Source organism: Arthrobacter sp. 01L42 (assembly GCF_056400005.1).
The window spans coordinates 34,497-55,138 of record NZ_JBFTSL010000027.1 but is presented as its reverse complement, the minus strand read 5'-3'; the positions used below and the strand labels follow the sequence as shown (position 1 = coordinate 55,138).

General features: G+C 61.0%; 20 protein-coding genes. 7 read left to right on the top strand and 13 right to left on the bottom strand.

The window, feature by feature from the left end:
* Positions 1-35: 35 nt before the first annotated feature.
* The 5 genes from AC1DN2_RS19585 to AC1DN2_RS19565 all read left to right on the top strand — a co-directional run bounded on the left by AC1DN2_RS19585 (position 36) and on the right by AC1DN2_RS19565 (position 2,728).
* Positions 36-371 carry a hypothetical protein gene (locus AC1DN2_RS19585; protein WP_476851608.1) on the top strand — a complete coding sequence of 112 codons (336 nt, stop codon included), beginning with the start codon at positions 36-38 and terminating at the stop codon, positions 369-371.
* 62 nt (positions 372-433) lie between these two features.
* The gene (locus AC1DN2_RS19580; protein ID WP_476851607.1) at positions 434-742 is read left to right on the top strand and encodes a hypothetical protein; all 309 of its coding nucleotides are present in this window, start codon (positions 434-436) and stop codon (positions 740-742) included.
* Positions 743-786: 44 nt separating this feature from the next.
* A complete protein-coding gene (locus AC1DN2_RS19575; protein WP_476851606.1) occupies positions 787-1,071 on the top strand; it encodes a hypothetical protein in 285 nt (94 codons plus the stop codon).
* Positions 1,058-2,101, top strand: coding sequence for an ATP-dependent DNA ligase (locus AC1DN2_RS19570; protein WP_476851605.1), 1,044 nt, complete (start codon positions 1,058-1,060; stop codon positions 2,099-2,101). Before AC1DN2_RS19575 ends, AC1DN2_RS19570 begins: the two co-directional genes overlap by 14 nt.
* Positions 2,102-2,173: 72 nt before the next feature.
* On the top strand, positions 2,174-2,728 hold the full coding sequence (locus AC1DN2_RS19565) for a hypothetical protein (RefSeq protein WP_476851604.1): 555 nt from the start codon (positions 2,174-2,176) through the stop codon (positions 2,726-2,728).
* A 115-nt stretch (positions 2,729-2,843) separates the two neighbouring features.
* Here AC1DN2_RS19565 and AC1DN2_RS19560 read toward each other — a convergent pair whose 3' ends face one another.
* The 10 genes from AC1DN2_RS19560 to AC1DN2_RS19515 all read right to left on the bottom strand — a co-directional run bounded on the left by AC1DN2_RS19560 (position 2,844) and on the right by AC1DN2_RS19515 (position 17,004).
* Positions 2,844-5,924 carry a type III restriction-modification system endonuclease gene (locus AC1DN2_RS19560; RefSeq protein WP_476851603.1) on the bottom strand — a complete coding sequence of 1,027 codons (3,081 nt, stop codon included), beginning with the start codon at positions 5,922-5,924 and terminating at the stop codon, positions 2,844-2,846.
* A 5-nt stretch (positions 5,925-5,929) separates the two neighbouring features.
* Positions 5,930-7,792: a site-specific DNA-methyltransferase gene (locus AC1DN2_RS19555; RefSeq protein WP_476851602.1), complete on the bottom strand. Its 1,863-nt coding sequence runs from the start codon at positions 7,790-7,792 to the stop codon at positions 5,930-5,932.
* Complete coding sequence (locus tag AC1DN2_RS19550; RefSeq protein ID WP_476851601.1) at positions 7,780-8,478, bottom strand: DUF4391 domain-containing protein; 699 nt, start codon at positions 8,476-8,478, stop codon at positions 7,780-7,782. Before AC1DN2_RS19550 ends, AC1DN2_RS19555 begins: the two co-directional genes overlap by 13 nt.
* Complete coding sequence (locus AC1DN2_RS19545) at positions 8,475-11,738, bottom strand: helicase-related protein (RefSeq protein WP_476851600.1); 3,264 nt, start codon at positions 11,736-11,738, stop codon at positions 8,475-8,477. Before AC1DN2_RS19545 ends, AC1DN2_RS19550 begins: the two co-directional genes overlap by 4 nt.
* Before the next feature lie 6 nt (positions 11,739-11,744).
* Complete coding sequence (locus tag AC1DN2_RS19540; protein ID WP_476851599.1) at positions 11,745-11,954, bottom strand: helix-turn-helix domain-containing protein; 210 nt, start codon at positions 11,952-11,954, stop codon at positions 11,745-11,747.
* A 217-nt stretch (positions 11,955-12,171) separates the two neighbouring features.
* Positions 12,172-13,371, bottom strand: coding sequence for a competence protein CoiA (locus AC1DN2_RS19535; protein ID WP_476851598.1), 1,200 nt, complete (start codon positions 13,369-13,371; stop codon positions 12,172-12,174).
* Positions 13,372-13,785: 414 nt separating this feature from the next.
* Positions 13,786-14,607, bottom strand: coding sequence for a hypothetical protein (locus tag AC1DN2_RS19530; RefSeq protein ID WP_476851597.1), 822 nt, complete (start codon positions 14,605-14,607; stop codon positions 13,786-13,788).
* A gap of 250 nt (positions 14,608-14,857) precedes the next feature.
* The gene (locus tag AC1DN2_RS19525; RefSeq protein ID WP_476851596.1) at positions 14,858-15,379 is read right to left on the bottom strand and encodes a hypothetical protein; all 522 of its coding nucleotides are present in this window, start codon (positions 15,377-15,379) and stop codon (positions 14,858-14,860) included.
* A 240-nt stretch (positions 15,380-15,619) separates the two neighbouring features.
* Positions 15,620-16,231, bottom strand: coding sequence for a recombinase family protein (locus AC1DN2_RS19520; RefSeq protein ID WP_476851595.1), 612 nt, complete (start codon positions 16,229-16,231; stop codon positions 15,620-15,622).
* Positions 16,232-16,491: 260 nt separating this feature from the next.
* Positions 16,492-17,004, bottom strand: coding sequence for a hypothetical protein (locus tag AC1DN2_RS19515; RefSeq protein ID WP_476851594.1), 513 nt, complete (start codon positions 17,002-17,004; stop codon positions 16,492-16,494).
* Between the two features lie 304 nt (positions 17,005-17,308).
* Between AC1DN2_RS19515 and AC1DN2_RS19510 the strand changes: the two genes are divergently transcribed.
* Complete coding sequence (locus AC1DN2_RS19510) at positions 17,309-17,470, top strand: hypothetical protein (protein ID WP_476851593.1); 162 nt, start codon at positions 17,309-17,311, stop codon at positions 17,468-17,470.
* A gap of 263 nt (positions 17,471-17,733) precedes the next feature.
* Here the strand turns inward: AC1DN2_RS19510 and AC1DN2_RS19505 are convergent, their stop codons facing one another.
* Positions 17,734-18,564, bottom strand: coding sequence for a class II glutamine amidotransferase (locus AC1DN2_RS19505; protein WP_476851592.1), 831 nt, complete (start codon positions 18,562-18,564; stop codon positions 17,734-17,736).
* Positions 18,565-19,016: 452 nt separating this feature from the next.
* On the opposite strand from AC1DN2_RS19505, the gene AC1DN2_RS19500 reads away from it, so the two are divergent.
* Positions 19,017-19,190 carry a hypothetical protein gene (locus AC1DN2_RS19500; RefSeq protein WP_476851591.1) on the top strand — a complete coding sequence of 58 codons (174 nt, stop codon included), beginning with the start codon at positions 19,017-19,019 and terminating at the stop codon, positions 19,188-19,190.
* Between the two features lie 59 nt (positions 19,191-19,249).
* Here AC1DN2_RS19500 and AC1DN2_RS19495 read toward each other — a convergent pair whose 3' ends face one another.
* Entirely contained in the window at positions 19,250-19,462 is a 213-nt protein-coding gene (locus AC1DN2_RS19495) for a hypothetical protein (protein WP_476851590.1), read from the bottom strand.
* A 152-nt stretch (positions 19,463-19,614) separates the two neighbouring features.
* Complete coding sequence (locus AC1DN2_RS19490; protein ID WP_476851589.1) at positions 19,615-20,529, bottom strand: ParA family protein; 915 nt, start codon at positions 20,527-20,529, stop codon at positions 19,615-19,617.
* Between the last annotated feature and the right edge of the window lie 113 nt (positions 20,530-20,642).

Sequence of the window (20,642 nt, the reverse complement as noted above, 5' to 3'; positions counted from 1 at the left end):
ACCCGCGCGACCGCACCACGAAAGAGCACCACTCCATGAGCACCATCGCCGACACCGCCCCGCAGACCCACGACACACTGGTCCGACTCGACGCGGCAGGCAAACCCCTGGCCATCCGGCACGACGGACGGATCTGGCTGGTCGATCCCGACACGGAATCCCGGCACTGGTTCGGAAGGGACGCCTGGTGGGACACCCGACGCACAGCAGCCGTAGGCAGCGGCGACCTGGTCAGTATCGAATACTGGCAAGTTCAGGTCCGCTCCGGGACCCATTCGGCCCTCCGGACCGCCACGCTCCGCCGGGAACCGCTCTCCACGCACTGGCTCCTGGAAAACATCAGCGATGCCGAAGAGGCACCCGAAAATTGAACCGCCAACCCATCAACGATCAGATGTGGGCAGGGATTCGGACGGAATTCACGCTGCCGCCCTTGGAACAGGTCCACCGCCGCCTCTCGGAGCTCATGGAGGACCCGGAACCGGTGATGCAGCAGCTCATCCGCGTATTCATCGACGACGGCACCTTCTGCCCGGGATTCCAGTTTCTTCCCGGCGGACAACTCCGCCCGCCGGTAGTTGTGCTCTTTGAGCGTGCGCTGGAGCTGCAGATCCCGCACAACTACTTCACGCTCTGGATGGTCACCCCCTCCAGGGACCTGGCCGGGTCCCGCCCCGTCGACCACCTGAAAGGCGACCCCGCTCCCCTGCTGCGCGCGCTGGAATCCTACCGCTGGCGCTAAAAACTAGCTCTTGACCGCGCCGGCGGGGTGGGTAGCGTTGGCCCATGGGAATCATCTACGACAACCCGGACCTCGCGGCCCTGACGCTGACCCGGCTCGCCGCGGAAGAATCCGAAGGACCCGGCGCCCTGGAAGGGCGCATGCTCGACTATCTGGACGGCCTGGAACAACGCAACGGCACCCCCTTCCTGGAGCTGGTGGCCATCATCCTCGCCCGGGTCCACTTCAAATCCCTGGACGACCTGGCCCGGGCCACCGGCGACGATTCGGCAGCATTGCTGGACGCCGCCGAGATAGAGGCGCTGGAAGGCCTCGATGGCGGTAGCTAGACCGCCGTCCGGGCCCGGGCTGCCGGCGGGCCTTGTCCTGCCACTGAAGGTGGCCCTGGCCCGGGCCATCACGAGGATGCCACCAGCTGATGCGTTGCCCGGGAGTCTGTCCTATGAGCCCAAATGGGACGGGTACCGCTGCGTCGCGATCCACGACGACCACGGGGTGACCCTGTGGTCCAGGCAGGGCAAGGAGCTCACTCGGTACTTCCCGGAACTCGTTGCGGCCATCGCATCCGCGGTGCCGCCCGGGTGCGTGATCGACGGGGAAGCCGTGATCTGGACACAAGGCCGGCTGGACTTCTCCGCACTGCAGCAGCGCCTCGGCGCCGGCCCGAAGACCCTACCCGGACTAGTCCGCGAGACACCCGCCAACTACGTCGCATTCGACCTCCTGGCCGTGGCCGGACACGATGCCCGGGAACTGGCGCTGTACCAAAGGCGGACACTCCTGGAAGAACTCGCCAGCACATGGCAACCTCCGCTGTCCCTCTCCCCCACAACCACCGATCCCGACGTGGCGGCCCGGTGGTTTGAAGAGCTTCCCCACACCGGGATCGAGGGGCTTCTCATTAAAAGAAACGACCAACCGTACGCCGGAGGGGTCAGGAACTGGCTGAAACTAAAGCACCGGGAAACGGTGGAGGTCGTCTGCGGGGCGGTCATCGGCCCGATCACCCAGCCGTCCGAGGTCGTGGCCGGCCTGATCCTGGACGGCGAACTGCGGATCGTGGGCCGGTCAACGCCGCTGAAGACAGCGGACGCCCGGAAACTGGCACAGTGGCTACAGCCGCCACGTGGCACGCACCCGTGGCCAACCATGGTGAAGGGCACCACGCTTGACGGGTTCAACCGCGACAAAGAACCCGTAGCACTGACCCTCGTGGCCCCGGTGGTCGTGGAAGTCTCCGCCGACACAGCCTGGTCCGGCCGGTCCTTCCGCCATCCCCTCCGTCTCGTCCGGGCAAGGCCCGAGCTGTCCCCAACAGACATCGGCCTGCCCGCCATGCTCCGGCCGGACATTCAATAGCATTCCTGTGGCTATTGTCAGGGGTCCCTGACACACTAACTGTCAGGATCACCTGACAGAAGAGGCGGGGCTATGGGCTGGATATCAACCGATAACGAACACGAAGGCTGGGCAGCCTGCGTGGCACCGGACGGGCGACTGTCCGCATCATCATCCGCCGACGGAATGCTCGTCAAGGGCATCACCGGGCACTACCCACCGGACAAGATGCTGCCCGACTACGAAGTAATCCCGGACAGTCAGATCATTGGCTGGCGCGGAGCCTGCGAATGCGGCTGGCGCGGCGAGCTGTGGGAACGGGTCACGTCGCCGGCTGCCGCCGACTTCAGCCGCCGTCGGGACTACGTTTCACCCGATGAATTCGCCAACGCTTCCGGCGAGGTCGAGGAGGCCATCCATGACGAGTGGAAAGCGCACATAGCCCCATCGGAAGCCACCGGCGGTGTGGAAGCGGCCGCCCGCGAATACAACCAGGCCGGACGTCGTCTGGATAAAGCCGTCGCAGCCGCAAAGGCGGCCGGGGCGTCCTGGGCGGACATAGGGCGCGCAGTAGGCATCAGCAGGCAGTCCGCGCACGAACGGTGGAACGACAGATTGAACCCCGGCTCATCCAGTGAGCAGGTCTGAGATTCCATCCGGGCGGAGTTCAGCAGCTAGAGCGTGATGCGCTGGGCGGTATTTCTGGTCCGCTGCTATATGGGACGATTCAGCTCACGAGCCCGCGTACTCGTGGTCCACTAACTCATTTGGACCCGTCCCCGACGAGCTGCATGAGCTTGCCATAGTCGGTCACAACGTCGTACGTCACGTTCTCATCATGCTTGCGGTTTAGCTCGGCGAAGAACTTGCGGGCGCATTCGATCTTCGCTTCCTCAACTCCCCGAAGCTGCATCGAGGACAGCGAGCCCTTGGTCTCAGCGACAAAGTAGACGTGCCTGACCGCGCCCTCCTGGAACGCGATGGCCCAGTCCGGGTTATAGTCGCCGACCGGAGTCGGGATGAAGAAGCCCCGCGGTAGCTTGGCGTAGACGACAACCTCGTTGCTGGTGTCCAGCTCGGTGACGAAGGCACGTTCGCCCTTGGAGTCGGTAACCACGTAGTCGTAGATGTGCTTCTTCAGCCTCCCCCCCGCCTTGGCGAAGTCCTGCTTCGTCTGGTTGGCGGTGAAGATCGCGGTGTCATGCCGCTCGGCAAGCGTGTCGTACGTCAGGTGCTGAACGATCACGGCGGCCTTCTGCTCATTGATCAGTCGCGCGGCCTCGGTGATGAACTGCTCTGGGTTCTGCCGGTACTTTGCAAACGTCGTCGGCTTCACCCCTGCCAGGACCGCGCCCGCCGTCCTGCGGGTAAGTTGAGTCTTCTCTGTGATTTCACCAAGCAGGTCGTACTTGACTTGTGACGCCGTCGAGATCGTCTTATGTGTGTTCGTCGAGCTAACAGAGAACCCCTCTCCGGCCGCCAGAGCGTCAGCATCGAGCCCGACATTCTGTGCGCCGGCTTGCACGACATATTGCATCGCGGTGACGTTCAGGTGGGCATCGAGCGCCGGGACACACTTGTCGATCAGTTCGTGGGAATCGAACTCGACCTGATAGACGGCTTTATGGTTTATCCGGTTCCAGAGTTCCTTGAACTCCTTCTTGGCGAAGTTCGCTTCGTTCAGCGGGATACGCTTGGGCTTGCGCCCGTCATCCGGCAGCGGAACGCCAACAAAGAGCGCGTCAACGAGCGGCCAGAGGTCGTCGATGATCGGCTTGAGTACGTCCGACTTCGGCTCCGCGAGAGTACCCGCGTCTCGGGCGGCCTTATAAGCATCGGACACGGTGTCTCCGTCGTCGATGTAGTCGTTCTTGACGAGGTACTTGTACAGCGCGTTCGCCAACGCTTCCTCGACGATGCTCTCGCCAGATTCGGTGACGAACGTCTTGCCCACGAAGTACTTCACACTGGCCTTCCGTGGACGGGATGCCAGCGATTCACTGATCTCCTTCTGTAGGCCCGCCACAAAGTCGGAGTAGGATTCGTCGGTCACGACAGTCAGCAGGTTGACGTCGTGTACGGTGGCGGGGTTGTCCATCCGCTCGCCGTGTTGGTCGACGGCAAGCCGCAGGCCACGACCGATCTCCTGCCGGCGAGAGACGGTGTTGTCGCTCTTTTTGAGCATGCCCATGACGAATACGTTGGGGTTGTCCCAGCCTTCGCGAAGCGCAGAGTGGCTGAAGATAAACCGCACCGGTTCGGCGAACGACAGCAGCCGCTCCTTGTCCTTAAGGATCAGGTCGTAGGCTCCGACATCCGTGGACTGGCCCGCATCCTCGCCCCGCTTGGCCACGCCCGGGTCTACCAGCCGCTTGGTCTTCTTGTCGATCGAGAAGTAGCCCTGATGTGTTTTCTCTACACTGATCGAATCTAGGTGGTCCCTGTATGCCTCTGCCTCTGAGTGGAAGTCCAACTGGCTCAGCTCGTCGGCCGCCAGTGCCCGGTATTCCTCCTCGAAGACGCGTGCATAGTCACCGAGGGTGTCTTCACGCTCGTAGTCGCGGTACTTGGCCACCTCGTCGATGAAGAACAGCGACAGCACCTTGATGCCTTGCGCGAAGAGCTCGCGCTCCTTGTCAAGGTGGGCGCGGATTACCTCACGGATCTGGATGCGGCGCTTGGCTTCTTCGGTCACGTCCGCGGTGATCTGCCCGGCAGCCAGGATGCTGCCGTCGCTGAGTTCGATGACGTCACGATTAGCGTCGACGTCGGTGATGATGAGGTCCTTGTATGCCTCGATCCCACCGGAGATGTCATGGAGTCGGGCTCCCACGTCGAGCCGCTTGACCTGCCTCTTGATGCCGCTCTTGGTCTGTACCTCCAGTTCGACCCGCGCGCGGGGCTTTGCCCCCTTTGCGACCTCGATCGCGTCCAAGTACAGGTAGGCGGTGCTCCCCGCAAGACCCTTGACTGTGATGCCGCGCACGGCGATCTTTTTCACGAGCTTCTGGTTGTAGGCATCCACTGCGTCTAGTCGGTGCACCTTGTTGTGCTCCACCTTATGGGTCGCGGAGTAGCGCAGCACCATCAGGGCATTGAACCGGCTCAGCGCCTCCAACGACTTGGCCGCACCGATCTTCTGCGGCTCGTCGATGATGACGATCGGCCGGTTCGCACTAATCACGTCAATCGGACGACGTGACTGGAAATCGTCGAGGACGTCGTAGATGCGCCGGTTGTCCTTGCCCGTTGCGTTGAACGCCTGGATGTTGATGATCATCACCTGCACACCGGCGTCGGAGCTAAACCGCTCCAGTTCGTGCAACTGCGAGGAGTTATAGACGAACGACCGCGGCTTAGTGCCGTACATCTGCTGGAAGTGCTCAGCGGTGATGTCGAACGACTTCTTCACACCCTCGCGGATCGCCACGCTCGGCACCACGATGATGAACTTGCTCCACCCATACCTCTTGTGCAGCTCCATAATCGTCTTGATGTAGACGTAGGTCTTGCCCGTCCCCGTCTCCATCTCGACGTCGAGGTTTGGGGTACCCGGCGCAGATGCCTTGCTCGGAACGAGCGCCTTCGACAACGGCAGGTTCCGGCTGCGCTGCGCCGCTTGGATGTTCTCCAGTAACTGCACAGCGCTCAACGCGATCTCCGCGTTCCGCAGGCCGGCGTCCGTTGTCGCTGGAATGTCCAGCGTCGGCTGGGCAGACGTCACGCGGCGACCCGGGTCGATCCGATAGGAAATCCCATCGTCGCGAGGCTGCCCAGCAAAGCAGTCGATCACAGCATCGACGGCATCGGTCTGATACTGCTGTACTTTGAACTGAAGCTTCATGGGGCTCAAATCGCCTTCACATCGGTCGCGGGCGAGACCTCGGCGAACACCTGCTCAGTGTTGATACGATCAGCGTCAGTCGCAAATCCGGAGTCACGGAATACTGCACGAAGTGGCTCGCGGCGTGCGATCTCTCGCACCAAGGTAGGAGTAACCTCGGCGTCGAAGGACGCCACCAACGCGCCGTCCTCGACCACGAACACGTCACGTCCGTCAATCCGCTCGACTTTGATCGGCATCGTCAACTCGAGCCCCCAGTCGAGCAGCACCTGAAATAGCAGATCTTCGCCCGTGCGGTCAGGCTTCACGTTGTCGGCGTAAAGATCAAGCTCTTCTTGCACGAGAACGTCCGGGGTGCGGAGTACGTTCAGCAGGTTCGAAGAGTCCACCTTCAGCATGCGGAAGCCCACATCTAAGCCTTCGCCGCTGTGCCCAGCCCCTTCCACGATTTTGTTGCCGGCGCGCCGGATTCTTTCCTTCGATAGATCGGCGATGTTCGTGTAGCCCGCCTTGCCCGCGTCCGTAGAGAGATCAATCGGCTCGGAGATTTGCACAACGATGAAGTGTCGGCTCTTTCCGTCGCGAGCGTTAGCGTTCAACACGGCATGCGCTGTTGTCGCCGAACCAGCAAAGAAGTCCAATACAAGGTCTCCATCGTCGACGCCCGCAATCCAAAGAATCATTTCGATGAGCTTTGTCGGTTTCGGCGTATCGAAGAACGCCTTACCGTCAAACAAGTCCTTTATCTCTTGCGCAGCGTCCCGTGTAACACCGACCTCAGCGCCGTGCCACAGCGACTCGACGGCGCGGCCTTCCAGCGTGTCCAGGTAAATCTTGCGCGTGATCGCAGTCTCGTTGTCGTTAAAGACAACTTCACCGCTATCCATCTTCGCCTGCATAGTTTCCCGGCTCCAGCGCCAGCCGTTTGCCGGTGGCTGTATGAATCCCCCGCCCGGTGTCTCCAATTCATAGCGAAGGTTGGGACGGGGCAACGCATTTCGGACATCGCCGGCTCGCCACGGCCCGCGCGGATCATTGTCAGGATTCCGATAGTTCTTGTTATGTTCGTCGGTACGCGCCAGGGGACGAAGCCCGAACGCCTCGCTGCGACGGTAACAGTAAACCGTGTTGTGGTGCACCGACACGGTATTGGTGTAGCCCTTTGGTTGCACGCTGTGCTGCCAAATGAACTCGGCTACAAAGTTACTGGCGCCGAAGATCTGATCCATCACCAGCCGCAGGTCTGCGCTCTCGTGGTAATCGCAAGAGACAAAGATCGAGCCATCGCTCGACAACAGATTGCGCGCCAGCTTGAGTCGCGGATAGATCATGCTGAGCCAGTCGGAATGGAAGCGGCCGTTTGACTCGGGGTTTGCGACGAGACGGTTCCCCTCGTCATCGCGCTGGCCCGACCTCGCCAGATACTCCTCGGAGCCAGCCGTGAAGTTGTCGTTGTAGATGAAGTCATTTCCAGTGTTGTAAGGCGGATCGACATAAATCAGCTTGACCTTGCCGAGGTACGACTCCTGAAGGAGCTTGAGCGCGTCGAGGTTGTCGCCTTCGATGAATAGGTTACGCGTGGTGTCGAAGCCCACCGACTCCTCACGCATCGGGCGAAGCGTCTTGGCGATGGGTGCGTTGGCTGCAAACAGCGCCTCGCGCTTGCCGGGCCAGTCGAGCTGGTAGCGCTCCTGCGGGCCGTCGATAATGTGATCGGCCAGTTCCTGCCGCAACAGGTCGAAGTCGATGGCACGTACGAGGCTGCCCTCATCGTCAATGCCCTCAGTGATGACCGTGGGGAACAGCTCGGCGATCCTGTCGATATTCCGCTCTGTAAGGTCGGGTGAGTGCATCATCAGTTTGTCCACGGGGTGTCCTCGGTCATCGGAGTTGCAGTGTCAATAAGAAGGGCCAGCTCAGCCGCGCTGGCGCGGAGCTGGCGTTTCAGTTCCACCTTGCGGTTGAACTGCGGTTCGTTTCGGAGCTTCTTTTCCAGGGCAGCGATTTCGCGCTGGAGCTTCGCCGCCCTGTCCATCCTGCCTGTTGCGACCGATAATTCCTCGCCGGGCCGGGACGCGATAGGCAGGATTGGCGTCAGTAGTCCGCCGTATAACCCTGGTAGATCGAGTGCGGGAGGTAACGGAGCACGCGGCGCGTCGGATGCGTGCCATCCCGTAGTGAAATAGGCGCTGAGCCGCGGGGTCGCGCCATCGAGCAGCTTGTGAGACGCAACCATGCGCGTGCTGCCTGAGGCGCGGCTGATCTCGAAGATGATCGGGAACGGCACCACCCTGTCGATGGCGGCTAGCACGTCACTGCTGATGTCATCGCCCTTCACCTCGACGAAGAAGACTTGAATCTCGGGAACGCTGTCGTCACCGCGAAGGTGAATGGTCTCGTCGGCGAGCTTGTATGCCCAAGTGATGCGCTGGACTTCAGAAACGAATTTCTCGCGCAAGGTGGCCACAATGGTGGCTCGCTCGTAGAACTTGGTTTTGGGTACCACACGACCGAACTTGGCGGCCGCCGGCCATCGGTACAGCGGCGAGCTCATCCTGCAGCTCCCGGTGTGGGGTCCACGATGGCGAGGAACGCGATCAGTTCGAAGTCGTCGAGCCCGCTAATGGCCTGCGTCAGCGCAGTCGTGTGCCCGACGGTGAACAGGCTATCGAGGTCACGTTCTTCGGTCACGACGATCATGGAGCGGATCGCGGCGCTGAGCAGGTCGGAGTAGCGGCTCATGTCGGAGCCCTCAAGGGTGGCGGCGTTGAAGATCCGGCAAACATCAGCAACGGGTTCGTCATGCGCGCGGGACCCCGCACGAATGAGGTCGAGCAGGTGCTTGACCTCGGTGTGGTCGGCGAGAACGTTGCCGTCATTGTCGAGGTAAATGAGATAGTGCGGATGCAGGCGGTTTCCGCGGTTGATTGTCTCGTCGGCGTTGACGTTACGGAGTGCGAAGAGGACGCCAGGCTGCAGGCCAATGTCGGGCCGCGCAGGCACGACGGCGTGCAGGCCCTTGGGGGCTGCGGCGAGTTCACCGTATTCCTTGACGTAGCCGAGGAGGTCCATTCGGAATTCATTAAGACCGAGATCGGTGATGGACACGCCGGTGCGCACGTCCTCCAGCTCGATCACTTCGTCTTGGAGCTTGCGAAGCTGTTCCTTGCGGAATGCGGTGTCGCTGGACTCCTGGGTGAGGACGTTGTCGTCGGCAGTCGCGGCGAGGTCGGCGATTACCATCCGATTCTCGACGCGCTCCTTGAGATTGATGTACTCATCCAAGGAGATGTCTGGCCAGAAGTTCACAAGTTGGATCTGCGCGTTTGTGGAGCCGATCCGGTCGATGCGACCGAACCGCTGGATGATCCGCACCGGGTTCCAGTGGATGTCGTAGTTGACCAAGTAGTCGCAGTCTTGGAGGTTTTGCCCCTCACTGATGCAGTCGGTGCCGATCAGCACGTCTATTTCGCGCTGCTCGCTCGGCATGGCGAGATGGCGCGACTTCGACCTCGGGGAGAACAGGGTGAGAACTTGCTGGAAACCGAAGCCCTTACCGAGTGTGGTTCGAGGGTTGCCCTGACCTGTCACCACTGCCGTGTGCAGGCCCTCTTGTGCAAGCTGCGGGGCGAGTTCGCGATAGAGGTAGGCAGCCGTATCGGCGAAGGCCGAAAAGATGAGGACCTTGCGGTTGCCCGCATTGATCGGTGTGGCGATCTTGCTTTGGATGCGCTGCTTCAGTGCTTGGAGCTTTAGGTCGTGCTGGGCAGTGACGACGCTGACCCCTGCCAAGAGTTCGGCGATGACGCCTGCGTCCTGGACGAGATCGTGCCGCCAGGACTCAATGTCCATGTCAGCGAGGTCGATCTGTACCTTTGTGCCAACAGTGCCGCTGGAAGGGAACTCAAAGTCGTCGTCATCGGCTTCGAGGTCGCCGATGGTCGCCGCGAGATCGGCTACAGAACCGACGTGATTGTCGATGGCAGAGAGAGCCTGGTCGACTGTGCCGGCGAGCTTGGTGAGAGTGATACGGAACGCCTCGATGGAACTCTCAAGCCGTTTGAGCAGGTTCACCGTCATGAGCTTTTGAATACCGCGCTCACGGTTCGCGTGTCCGAGGTTCGCCATACTCCCGCTGGTGGCCGGGTCGTAGAGCAGCTCGTACTTCTCCAGTCTGCTCGGGAATACATATGTCAGCGGTGCATAGACCGCGAGCGTTAGTGACGACAGCCGCTCGAACATCTCGTTGAACGACGGCACCCCAGCAAGGTCGGTCAGCGGTGACCGTACGGACTCCGGCGGCAACCGTTCGGGGAACGCGCCGATGTCGGATGTGTCGTAGAACGCCTGAATTTGTTTGCGGGAGCGGGCGATCGTCACCGCGTCGAGCAGCTCGAAGAAGTCGAAGTCCAGCCTGGAGAGGATCGCATCGGTAGTACGCTGCTCGGCAGGGAGCTTCGACCATTCGTTGAACACCCGCTGAGTTTGCCGGAAAACTTCCTCGACGCTCGTGGAGATGTCGAGCTTGGCCGACAGGTTCTGGGAATCTCCTTCGTAGGCCAGCGCGAGCTGATTACGGAGGTCGGTGAAGTGGTTGTTCACCGGCGTTGCCGACAACATGAGAACCTTGGTCTTCACACCTTGCTGGATGACCTGCCGCATAAGTCGCCCATAGCGGGTTTCCTTCTCCGTGGTGAAGTCAGCGTTACGGAAGTTGTGCGACTCGTCGATCACGACGAGGTCGTAGTTGCCCCAGTTCACGCGGTCCAGTGGGATGCCCAGCGACTCGCCACGAGTGCGTGAGAGGTCAGTGTGGGCGAGAACGTCGTAGTTGAAGCGATCGGAGGCGAAGATGTTCGTAGTGAGGTTCGCGTTGTAGTTCGTCCAGTTCTCGGCCAGCTTCTTCGGCGCGAGCACAAGCACGGACTTGTTACGCAGCTCGTAGTACTTGATGACCGCCAGGGCCGTGAAGGTCTTACCCAGACCGACACTGTCAGCGAGAATGCAGCCGTTGTAGGTCTCCAACTTGTTGATGAGGCCCGTCGCGGCGTCACGTTGGAAGTTGTACAGGCTCTTCCAGATCGCGCTGTCCTGGTATCCAGTCAGGTCGTTGGGAAGCACGTCCTCGCTGATGTCGTCGAGGAACTCAGCGAACAGATTGAACAGGATCAGGAAGTAGACGCGGGCTGGCGAGTTTTCTGCGTACACGGACGCGATGTGGTCGTGGACTGCCTCGGTCACGTCTTCGAGCTGCGCAGAATTGTGCCAGATCTGGTCGAAGAGCTGCACGTACTGCGACGTCATCGGCGCGTCGTCGAGCTTGGTGATCATGTTGGACACCGCGTTGCCGCGTTCGTAACCCAAATCCGCTGATGTGAAGCCTTGGAGCGGCAGATATGCTGCCTTATCGTCAACAATGGCGAACTGCTGCATCGGCGCGGCCGTCTTGTTCGACCGGAATCGCACTTTGCGCCGCACCCATTCAGCGCACTCCCGCGCGATGGCCCGCTGAGTCATCTTGTTGCGCAGCCGAATTTCAAACTCCGAGCCGTACAACGTCGACTCGCCGTTCTGGCCGTGCGGGATGAAAAACTCGCGCTGTTCCTTTGGGAGTCGGTCAGTTGCCCTTGCGGTCACAAAAGAGGGCGAGGTGAAGATGAACTGTAACTCCTCCAGATGCTCCAGCTCTTTACGCAGAGCCTCGAACGCAAAGATTGAGAAGGAAGAGGCCGCGATGCGCAACCTCGAACCCGTTACAATCTCTGTCTTGAGATCGTCGCCTAGCAGCTCGTTAACGTTGTCGATGATCCGCATGGGCCGTCATTCCGCCTTATCCGACGATATGGGCGAGTCTTCCGCCGCACCGCCACTGCGGACCCACTCATCAACTTCACTGATTTGGAACTTCCAGAGACGACCGACCTTGTGCGCGGGCATGCCTTTGGTAGAAATCCAGGAGTAGACGGTGTCTTTTATCACGCCCAAATGCTCGGCGATCTCTTCAGCGGACAACCAGGACTCCGGCATCATTACCTTTCTGACCAAGTCTTACCGAGTTTCGCAAAGCAAGTGCCAGTGTATCCGGTCGAACCTTGTCCCTGCGTCGACGCTGGAACGGTCCTATGAAGGCTCAGGAAGCTCCTTCTCGACACGGGGCACCTTCGAAAATTCTGTGCACACAGCTTCAGGGGAACCATGGCATCGACCAAGACGGCGACCGCCTTGTGGGATCCTCTGCTTCCGACTTTCAGTTAGTCCGGAGAAGTGGCGCACTGATGACTGACCAGTGCTCGGCATTGATCTGTGCGACGAAAACCTGGCCCATGAGTGCGCCGCATTCCGGACATATGAAGGCGCTGTAAGGTTCCCCCCTGCCCTGGCTGTTCCGCAGTTCGATTTTCGCCTTCGTCACGGTCGCACCGGACTGTGTAATCCATGTGTTCACGGCATGATGGACGTCCGGGTGGTTTTCGTATCGCTTCTGCCCCACCGTGCTTTTCACGGCCACCTGCCCCGCCGAGGAATACTGCTCACCCGCGCGGCCGCTGGCTGCCTCCCAGACCATCATCTGTCGCCCGCATTTCCAGCAGTCCGTCAAGGTTGCCCACACAAACGGGCCGGATTCGGTATGAACGGTGTGCGGTTCGAATGCCTTCTCAGGGGCGACGCTACGGCGGTTCGTCTTCTCTACGGCTACCTCGGCCCTCGCGATACGTTCAGCTTCGGCCAGTTGCTCCTCGACGCGTCGACGCTGTTCGGCGTCCCAGTCCTCCTGCTGTTTCTTCGGCGTCCCTGATCTCCAGCGTGGGCCGTTACTCAACAGGTCCTTAATGAAGTCGCCCAGGCCGTCCTGCTCCGCAGGCAAATTGTGCTTAGTCTCCAGATCAAGGAGCTCCGCGGGGTCGTCCGGGACTTCTGAGGTCTTGCCGAAGCCGGTGATCACCACAGGCAGATGGATGGCACTGTATTCGAGGGCCCGGGGTACCAGCCACACCGGGAAGACGTTGCTGTCGAAGTACCTTTGAGTTCGGCGGAAGTAGTCCGCCGGCGTCTGCGAAGAAAGCTGCACTTCGAAGGCGACGCGGTGGAGCATGTCGTCGGACTCTGCCAGAACATCGATAATCCACTCGCGGGAGGGATGGGGGTACTCGATGACGGCATGCCAGCCGGGTACCTCCGCGATCCCCTTGGCCAGGGCCTCTTTCATGGCAAGGTGCTGGGGTGATTCGCCGCCGTGGTCAACGGCGCAGTCGGTCAGTCGGTAGTGAGCGAAAAACCTCGTGGCTTGTCCGCGGGTTTTCGCGACCGCCCGGATATTACACACGGGCATGACAAGCCGCTTCCGGTCTTCTGATGCCTGAAGGGCCGCCCACGATTCCGGATCGTGCCTCGTGGCGTCAACCCGCTCCCCGTCTAACATCGCAATCAGCGGCACCTGTACCCCCATGACAGTGTCCTTCGGCGCCTCAGTACGCCGTTCGATGGACAGATTCAATCACAAAACCACCCGGCTTCAGCGCATAGGCTCAATCCATAGTGAGAAGGATGAGGGAGCCTGGGTTTCGGGCGGAACAATTCGCACGCATCTATGAACCCCACGTTGAACCACCTCCTTAGACGGACGCTGAACGCAACCATGACACAGCTCTGTAGGCGGCCCGCACGGACGTCTGTGCGAGCTTGAGTGATTCCACGGCACTCGGCTCTGACTCGAGTCGGCCAGTGTGAGCGACCTTGTTGCGGAGTTCGAAAAGCTTCACCAAGCTCCTGTACGCTACTGGCTCAGCGTTCTTCAGGCCGTGACCAACCATTGCGATGGCTACCGTGGCACCGGCTAATCCGAGCATTCCGCTACGCTTGCTCAGCCCCGTGCCAGTTCAGGGTTTCGGGCCAGCTCCACCAGGCCGTCAGCGTAGTCTTCGACTGCGGCGCACATGACCTTCAGACGATTGTCCAACGACCCCCATGGTCGGGACGGTTTGCCCGTCACGATATGTGGGGCCATTTCGACGTCACGGACATCAATATCGAACTCGAACTGCAGGTCGAGCATCTTCGGTGTCAGCTCTCCGTCTCCAAGCCTGGTGAAGGTGACCACGATGCCCTCGTCGTCGAGTGGCCCTTCATTAATCTTGAGGTCGTGAATGGTCTTCTTGTCGTAGGTTCCTTTGACTTTCTCCGGCATCATCGCGAGTTCGTGGGCGGCGCGGTGCCGGTCGATGCGCGCAAGGTCGTGCAAGATGCGAAGGCAATTCCACCCGGGGTTCTCAGCCTGGAAGGGCTGGATGCGATGAAGGGCCTCGATGAGATGCGGAGATAGGTGCTGAAGCCGCTTCTTGTTCGCGGTCCATTCCTTGGGTGAAAGCGCGATGGGCCATTGAAGTTGGGAAGCTCCTGGCGGTGGGTTGGTTCCCGAGTCGATGATCGCTACGGCGTAGAGGCAGTTGTCCAAGCCGGCGCGTAGGTTTTGAAGTGCCTCTCCCAGGAGGATGGAGAGTTGGTCGGGGATGGGTTCGCGGCGTTCCACCCGAATGGCCCCGTGGCCTTGGGCATCGATGTCGACTCGTATCCGTGATGGGCGGCCTTCAAGGTACTCACCGAGGAGTTGGGCGAACTCTTTGATATTGCCCTGGGCACGACTGATTCTGGCCTGCGACAGTGAAAGTTCGCGCAGTGGCTTCACGAGGTAGGTGCTCCCGATTGGAAATCGAAGTTGGCCTCTGTCCCAGGGGGCCGGCATGAGAAGAAGTAGTCAATTTGCTGCGTTGGCGACGCAGGCACAACGTTACAGTGGGGGCGAATCGGCACCGTTCCACTTCCTTGAACTGGGACACCAGATGGAGCACTCCCCCCCGAGGATCCTTCACCGGGGCTCGCGGGCATCGTTCCGGTCGAGGCTACTCGCCTGCGGACACTTCTTGGGGTGCCGCCACCTATGTGCCGACAACGGCGTACTCGCCGTTCAGTTTCTCGGCCAAACGTTCGAGGTCGAACGTTGACACCTGGCCACCCGCAATTTGGCTGAGGTCAACAACCATCCAATTATTGCCTCGAACGAGAGGGATTTTGCCCTGACTTGAGTCAGCCCATATTTGATAGCTTTCCTCAAGAGCGTCCTGATTCGGATAAAGGTCTATCTGGACATTTGCCGAACATAGTCTCTGCGCCGAAGTGAGGCGGACGCCATCGCCCATGGGAACAACCGGATCGCCACCGGGTTTAGAATCGCAACCCAAGACGTCATCGACGGCAGCGTAGACCTCATCAATGGAGCCAAAAGATTGCAGGTCTTCGCCTCTTGGCGGCTGCCCCGCGCATCCCGTGAGCGGGACCGCCACAAGAGAAATCGCGACAACGATGTCCAGCAAACGACTGCACTTCATACGTCTACCCCCAAGGTTATTGACGGCACTATTCCACACTGAGCGCACCCCCAGAAGCCCAATCGTTGCCATGTTCCATTTCCTTGGAACCGGGACGCCCTCGGTGGGACACCCCCGCGCGAATCCGAATCTGTCAGTTTCAGAAGTCGTCTGCACTGGATCCCCCGGAAGTACGGGACTTGTGCAGGCGACTCCTGACACGGAGGTGCTCGAAGTCGTCTGCACCAACCGTCGTTTTTGTTCGAAGTCGCGTGCACCAAACGTCACTCTGCCTGAAGTCGTCTGCACGAACCGCCACGAACGTTGGGCTCTTTAGGCGTTCTGCTGGTTCTCGGCGGTCAGCGTCTCTCGTGGACGAGGTGGCAGATAACGGTAGAGGCTGGAGCGGGTGATACCCGTGGCTTTGACGATCTCGGAGATGGACTGATCCTCCTGGTCACGAAGGTGTGCGGCGTAGGCGAGCTTCGCTGGATCGACCACGCTGGGCCGGCCGATCCTTTTGCCCTTAGCAGCAGCAACAGCACGCGCGTGGGCTGCGCGTTCGATCGCGTAGGTTCGTTCCATCTGGCCGAAGAGCGCGAGCATCACGACCGCCAGCTGCGACATGGGATCCTCCGGATTGGCGGAATCAACCCGGATCGGGTCAGCCAGGTTCCGGACTCCGACCCCGCGGCCGGCCAGGTCGTGGATGAGGTTCAGAGTGTCCCGGACGGTGCGGCCCAGCCGATCCAGGGTATGCACAACGATCACGTCCCCCTCGCGGGCCTGGTCGAGTGCTTCATGAAGTCCGGGCCGGTTTGTGGTGGATCCGGACTTCTTGTCCACGTAGATGTGCCGGGCAGGGATGCCCTCGCCGCGTAGTGCTTCTATCTGCCGGTCGAGGTCCTGTTTCGCGGTCGAGACGCGGGCGTACCCAATTTCCATGGATTCACTGTACCGATACTTATCCTGCACGCTCCGCACGGGACATCAAAAAGAAGATAGTTTTGGAACGAAATGTCCTGGCGTGTCGCAACTCTTCGAAGACCCAACCTCGGGCGTTCCACTTCCTAGGAACTGAGACGCAATAGCTGCATCGTCAGGCCAGCCATGAACGCTCCGCCCGGCGCCCCCGTCGACGGGCGGAAGGTGCCGCGGTGGAGGGACCGGCCGCCCGCTAAAGGTTCCTGTAAGGAGGCCGCGCGTCAGCCACGCAGGCGCTTCAACTGAGCCGCGCGCTCAGCCGTGACCCAGAAGAACACCTCGTTGGGACGCGGCGGCGTGAACTTGGGCCCGGACTGCGCGCACCAAGGCTTGGTCAACTCTGGGAAGTGCTTGCCCAGCGTGCGCCTGACCTGAGTCGGGATGTTCTTCATGACGGAGTAGTCCACGTCCAGCGCCTCCGCCAACTCACGGGTGCTCAGAGCGCCGTCCGGGCCGGGGTGGCCGGAGAGGTGGCGGAGCATTCGTCCGACGATGACGTTGGTCTTGGTGTCCATCGCGAAGAACTTGATCAGGTTCTCGTCGGTCCAGCTGTCGATCGCTGCCTGATCGGTGACGAACGCATCCTTAGCAGTTGGCTCGATGGGGGTGGCGGGTGTGACGGCCGAAGTCGAAAGCCGTTCTCCGAGGAAGACAAGCACGGCACGGACGTGCTCGTTGGGTACCGGGACGTACTGGAACTCCGCGGCCGGGTCGGTGGGTGGGGTGATGGTCATGGCTCTCTCCTGTTCGCTGGAACACTACGTCACGTACTCTAGCACTATTCCAATTAGTACGTGACGTAGATCGCCCAAGTGGTCCAGGCCTTGTCATGCGGGACCTGCTTGCCCAGCTGATCAGTGCAGCCGCACCGACAGCAAATGAAATGTCAGGCCCGGCGCCGGTCGCCTGTAGCTGAATCGGCACTAAGTGGAACCTGACCGCCAGACATTCGCTACCGCCCCATCACCGGTTCGGAGCAGAGGACTTCTGACACGCCGTGGGGCATCTGCCAACGGGCGGCGTACGGGACGTCCTTCCGTGATCGATGCCGACAAGCTCGAACACGCCGCCCTGCTGCGGGACAAAGGCTCCTCCATGAAGGAGATCACCGCCAAGACCGGGCTGAAACGCACCACCATGTACCGGCACCTGCCACCTCGCTCCCCCGCCGCTGACCTGGCAACCACTAGTGCCCCTTAATACGGACACGTTGAGTTTTGCCCTGACCTATGGCGGAACGCTGGTCGTGACGCTGCTGATGTTTATCGGCAACTAACCGCGGTGGGGATTCTTCTGGTTCTTGCCGGGATTACTCGGCTGACGGCATACCCCATCCAGGCAATCGCGCGAGCATTTAGCAGACAGGACCAGTCATGCGACGATCGTTAGAATCCACCCCGTCCCAATGGTCCTGATTCGGGTTGACATACTCAGCAGCTGACGGGCGCAGACCAGTGCCCGCCCTAGCCGGCCGCGGGCGAGAAGTCGAACAGGTCTTCCCCGCCTCCGTGCACTACGACGCAGGTCGACTCGGGTATTTCCCGCCACGCCCCGCGCAGGTCCCCCAGAGGCTCGGAGACCACCAGGCGTGCTTCATCAGAGAGCTCATGGAGCATGGGGTTGTCCGGGTATTGGGCGCGGAGTGTCGCGACGTCAGTGCTGTGGAAAAGCGACCGGGACCGGCCTTCGCTGGAGTAGCGGAACGCCCAGGTGGTGTCGCCGTCGGTGGTTGCGACAGTCATCTGAATCGGGTAATCGATGCCGTGGCGCCGGCCGACCTCTTCAATGAGCCCAACCGCGGAAGCGACCGCAGCGCGCGGGTCCTGCTCCAGGCCGAAAGTGAGCGCGAGGAAGAAGAACAGCTCCGAGTCTGTCGCTCCCTCGATCAGCGGAAAGAGCGAGGGCTCGACGGCGAAGGCCAAGTCGCGCTTCATGGTCGGAAAATCCGTGAGGAGCCCGTTGTGCATCCACAGCCAGCGGTTGTGTCGGAACGGATGGCAGTTGGTCTGTTGGACTGCCGAGCCGGTCGTGGCACGGATGTGCGCGAAGACGCGGCCGGACGACGCCTGGGCGGACAGTTCGCGGAGGTTGCGGTCGTGCCAGGCCGGCTCCGTGCTGTGGAACACCCCGGGATACGGCGCGGATCCGTACCAGCCGACGCCGAAGCCGTCGCCGTTGGTGGTCGTGGCACCCAGGCGTGAGTGCTTGCTCTGCATCACGAGCGAATTGGCGGGTTTGTACAAAAGCTCCTCAAGCTTTACCGGCGAACCTGAATAAGCGAGCCAACGGCACATGGCGTCCTCCTCTGCTTTGACTGCAGTCCATCACTCGTACCGGGCGCGCGCATCATCACCCTGGGGTGATTCGACGTCGAAGCTGCAGCCACGTTAGGGCCCCGCGAACCATTCCCGGGGCTGGACCAAGGACATGACAGGGGACGGCGCGTCCCGACGCTGGCCAGTGAAGATCAGCGCACAAGTAACCATTACCAGAATGATTTCGGTCCTGTTGGGTGGTCCTACGGTTCGAGCCATGACCGGACTGTACTTGAGCGGGGTTGCGATGTCGCGAGTCGTGCGACCAAACAAACTGTTCCTTTTTGAGAGCGTGCAGCCGTCGGGCTTCGGACTGCATAGAGATAAAAGCGGACACAGCGCATTTCCCACACGCCGGCAGCGTGGCGGGTGACTGTGTCCGCAGGAGCCGACCCTCTCAGTCGGTAGCAATCTCAACAGCAAGGAACACAGTGAAGCTCTTCATCCTCTTGTTCAGCATCATCACCAACGCACAGTCTCTCTGGATCGTTGCCGCGTGCCTGGCGTGCACCGCTGTTGCAATCTTTCTCGTGCTCGTGCACAAGCCGTCCAACCTCAACCTGGTGCGCCTGGTCCGCGCTTGGAAGGATCCGCATGGCAAGTAGGCCGACTACTCATGCCAGCGCAGCGACTCCGGGAAGGCAACGGACTTAGCCGTGCTGCTTCAGCTGTCTTTGAGCCGCCTGCCGCCGGGAAGATTTTCACCCCAAGACGGGTACATCGCACCGTCATTGTGTTCGGCTTCGCGGCGAACCGTCTCGGCTTCAATGGCTTTCGCCACGAAGTGACTCCAGGTGTTATCGCCTTCGGCGTAGCTGGTAGCCCGGTACGCGGCCCGCGCCCGGTTTCGCAGCGGGGCGGGGATACTCACCGTCATATTCGCTGTTTCGGTTTCTTTGGGTTCTGCCCTCTTTGGCGTCTCCGGCCGGTGTCCGGGGAGCATCCGTGCCAGCGGCGCCTCGGCGGACGGCGCTGCAGTGCGTCGCGGGGGCAATCCGAGTGCGGGTCGGCTGGGTGTCGGTTCGGCGCTCACGCGTTGACCTCCTGGGATTCTGTGACGGCGATGCGACGGGTCACTTCCATGGCGACTGCGTGGAGATCTTCGGCCACGCTGGAAGCCGACTTTGGCCCGGCATGTCCGGCCTTCGCTTCACCGCGCAGGACCTCCCACCATTTCGGTCCCTTGCTGAGCTCCCGTTCGAGCTCGTGGGCCAGCAATCCACGCTCACGACACGCCTGGGCCGTGGCCTCCGCGTGGCGGATGCTCATCGGGAACAGCACTTCGTCCGTTCCAAAATCGGCGGTGAGGTGGTCGCGGGTGACCTTGTGAACCTGCTTGGAATTCGTACCGGTACCAACCAGGACAACGCCCAATAGGTCCAGAGATGGATTGAGTCCGACGACGCTGTCCATGCGGGCCGCGACGGCGGCGACACCCTTACGGCTGGACATATCTGTCTTCAGCGGTACCAGTGCATAGCGAGCGGCAGCTACCGCGGCTGCCTGCAGGGGCTCATTTCCGGGCGGGCAGTCGAGCAGGACCAGGTCGTACTCCCCCGCGACGCTAGCAAGCAGTTTGGCCAAGGCCAGCTGCGCAGCGTCACGATCCTTCTGCGCTTTGGCGCCAAGGAATGCCGCGGCATCGTCGAGATGGGCGCCGCCGGCGATGACGTCGAGGTTGGGTCGAACGCCGGCCAGCAGGTCGGGCTCTCCGCCGAAACATAGCGAAGCCGCCAGACTTCTACCACCGTCACCTTGGTCGGCGTAGCCAAGGTCCTCGGCGAGGTTTCCTTGAGGGTCGAGATCCACGAGGAGCACACGCGATCCGCCCTCAGCGAGGAGTCCACCTACGTTGGCCACCAGGCTGGTCTTGAAGACACCGCCCTTGCCGTTAATTACCGCGATAACGCGGCTTAGGGCACCGCGGTCCAGATCGTGTTTCATCAAATCCCCTTCCAAAGTGATTCCAGCGTAGCCAGCAACACTGGCTTTACTTGTGAAGCTGGTTTCCGTGTCTTCGCTTTTTTCACTTGTGAAACCAGTGAAGCCAGCAAATA

Excerpts from the sequence above, each read along its gene's own strand:
- AC1DN2_RS19585 (WP_476851608.1), top strand. The coding sequence starts at position 36 with ATGAGCACCATCGCCGACACCGCCCCGCAGACCCACGACACACTGGTC.
- AC1DN2_RS19575 (WP_476851606.1), top strand. The coding sequence starts at position 787 with ATGGGAATCATCTACGACAACCCGGACCTCGCGGCCCTGACGCTGACC.
- AC1DN2_RS19570 (WP_476851605.1), top strand. The coding sequence starts at position 1,058 with ATGGCGGTAGCTAGACCGCCGTCCGGGCCCGGGCTGCCGGCGGGCCTT.
- AC1DN2_RS19565 (WP_476851604.1), top strand. The coding sequence starts at position 2,174 with ATGGGCTGGATATCAACCGATAACGAACACGAAGGCTGGGCAGCCTGC.
- AC1DN2_RS19560 (WP_476851603.1), bottom strand. The coding sequence starts at position 5,924 with ATGAAGCTTCAGTTCAAAGTACAGCAGTATCAGACCGATGCCGTCGAT.
- AC1DN2_RS19550 (WP_476851601.1), bottom strand. The coding sequence starts at position 8,478 with ATGAGCTCGCCGCTGTACCGATGGCCGGCGGCCGCCAAGTTCGGTCGT.
- AC1DN2_RS19545 (WP_476851600.1), bottom strand. The coding sequence starts at position 11,738 with ATGCGGATCATCGACAACGTTAACGAGCTGCTAGGCGACGATCTCAAG.
- AC1DN2_RS19540 (WP_476851599.1), bottom strand. The coding sequence starts at position 11,954 with ATGATGCCGGAGTCCTGGTTGTCCGCTGAAGAGATCGCCGAGCATTTG.
- AC1DN2_RS19535 (WP_476851598.1), bottom strand. The coding sequence starts at position 13,371 with ATGGGGGTACAGGTGCCGCTGATTGCGATGTTAGACGGGGAGCGGGTT.
- AC1DN2_RS19525 (WP_476851596.1), bottom strand. The coding sequence starts at position 15,379 with ATGGCAACGATTGGGCTTCTGGGGGTGCGCTCAGTGTGGAATAGTGCC.
- AC1DN2_RS19520 (WP_476851595.1), bottom strand. The coding sequence starts at position 16,231 with ATGGAAATTGGGTACGCCCGCGTCTCGACCGCGAAACAGGACCTCGAC.
- AC1DN2_RS19515 (WP_476851594.1), bottom strand. The coding sequence starts at position 17,004 with ATGACCATCACCCCACCCACCGACCCGGCCGCGGAGTTCCAGTACGTC.
- AC1DN2_RS19505 (WP_476851592.1), bottom strand. The coding sequence starts at position 18,564 with ATGTGCCGTTGGCTCGCTTATTCAGGTTCGCCGGTAAAGCTTGAGGAG.
- AC1DN2_RS19495 (WP_476851590.1), bottom strand. The coding sequence starts at position 19,462 with ATGACGGTGAGTATCCCCGCCCCGCTGCGAAACCGGGCGCGGGCCGCG.
- AC1DN2_RS19490 (WP_476851589.1), bottom strand. The coding sequence starts at position 20,529 with ATGAAACACGATCTGGACCGCGGTGCCCTAAGCCGCGTTATCGCGGTA.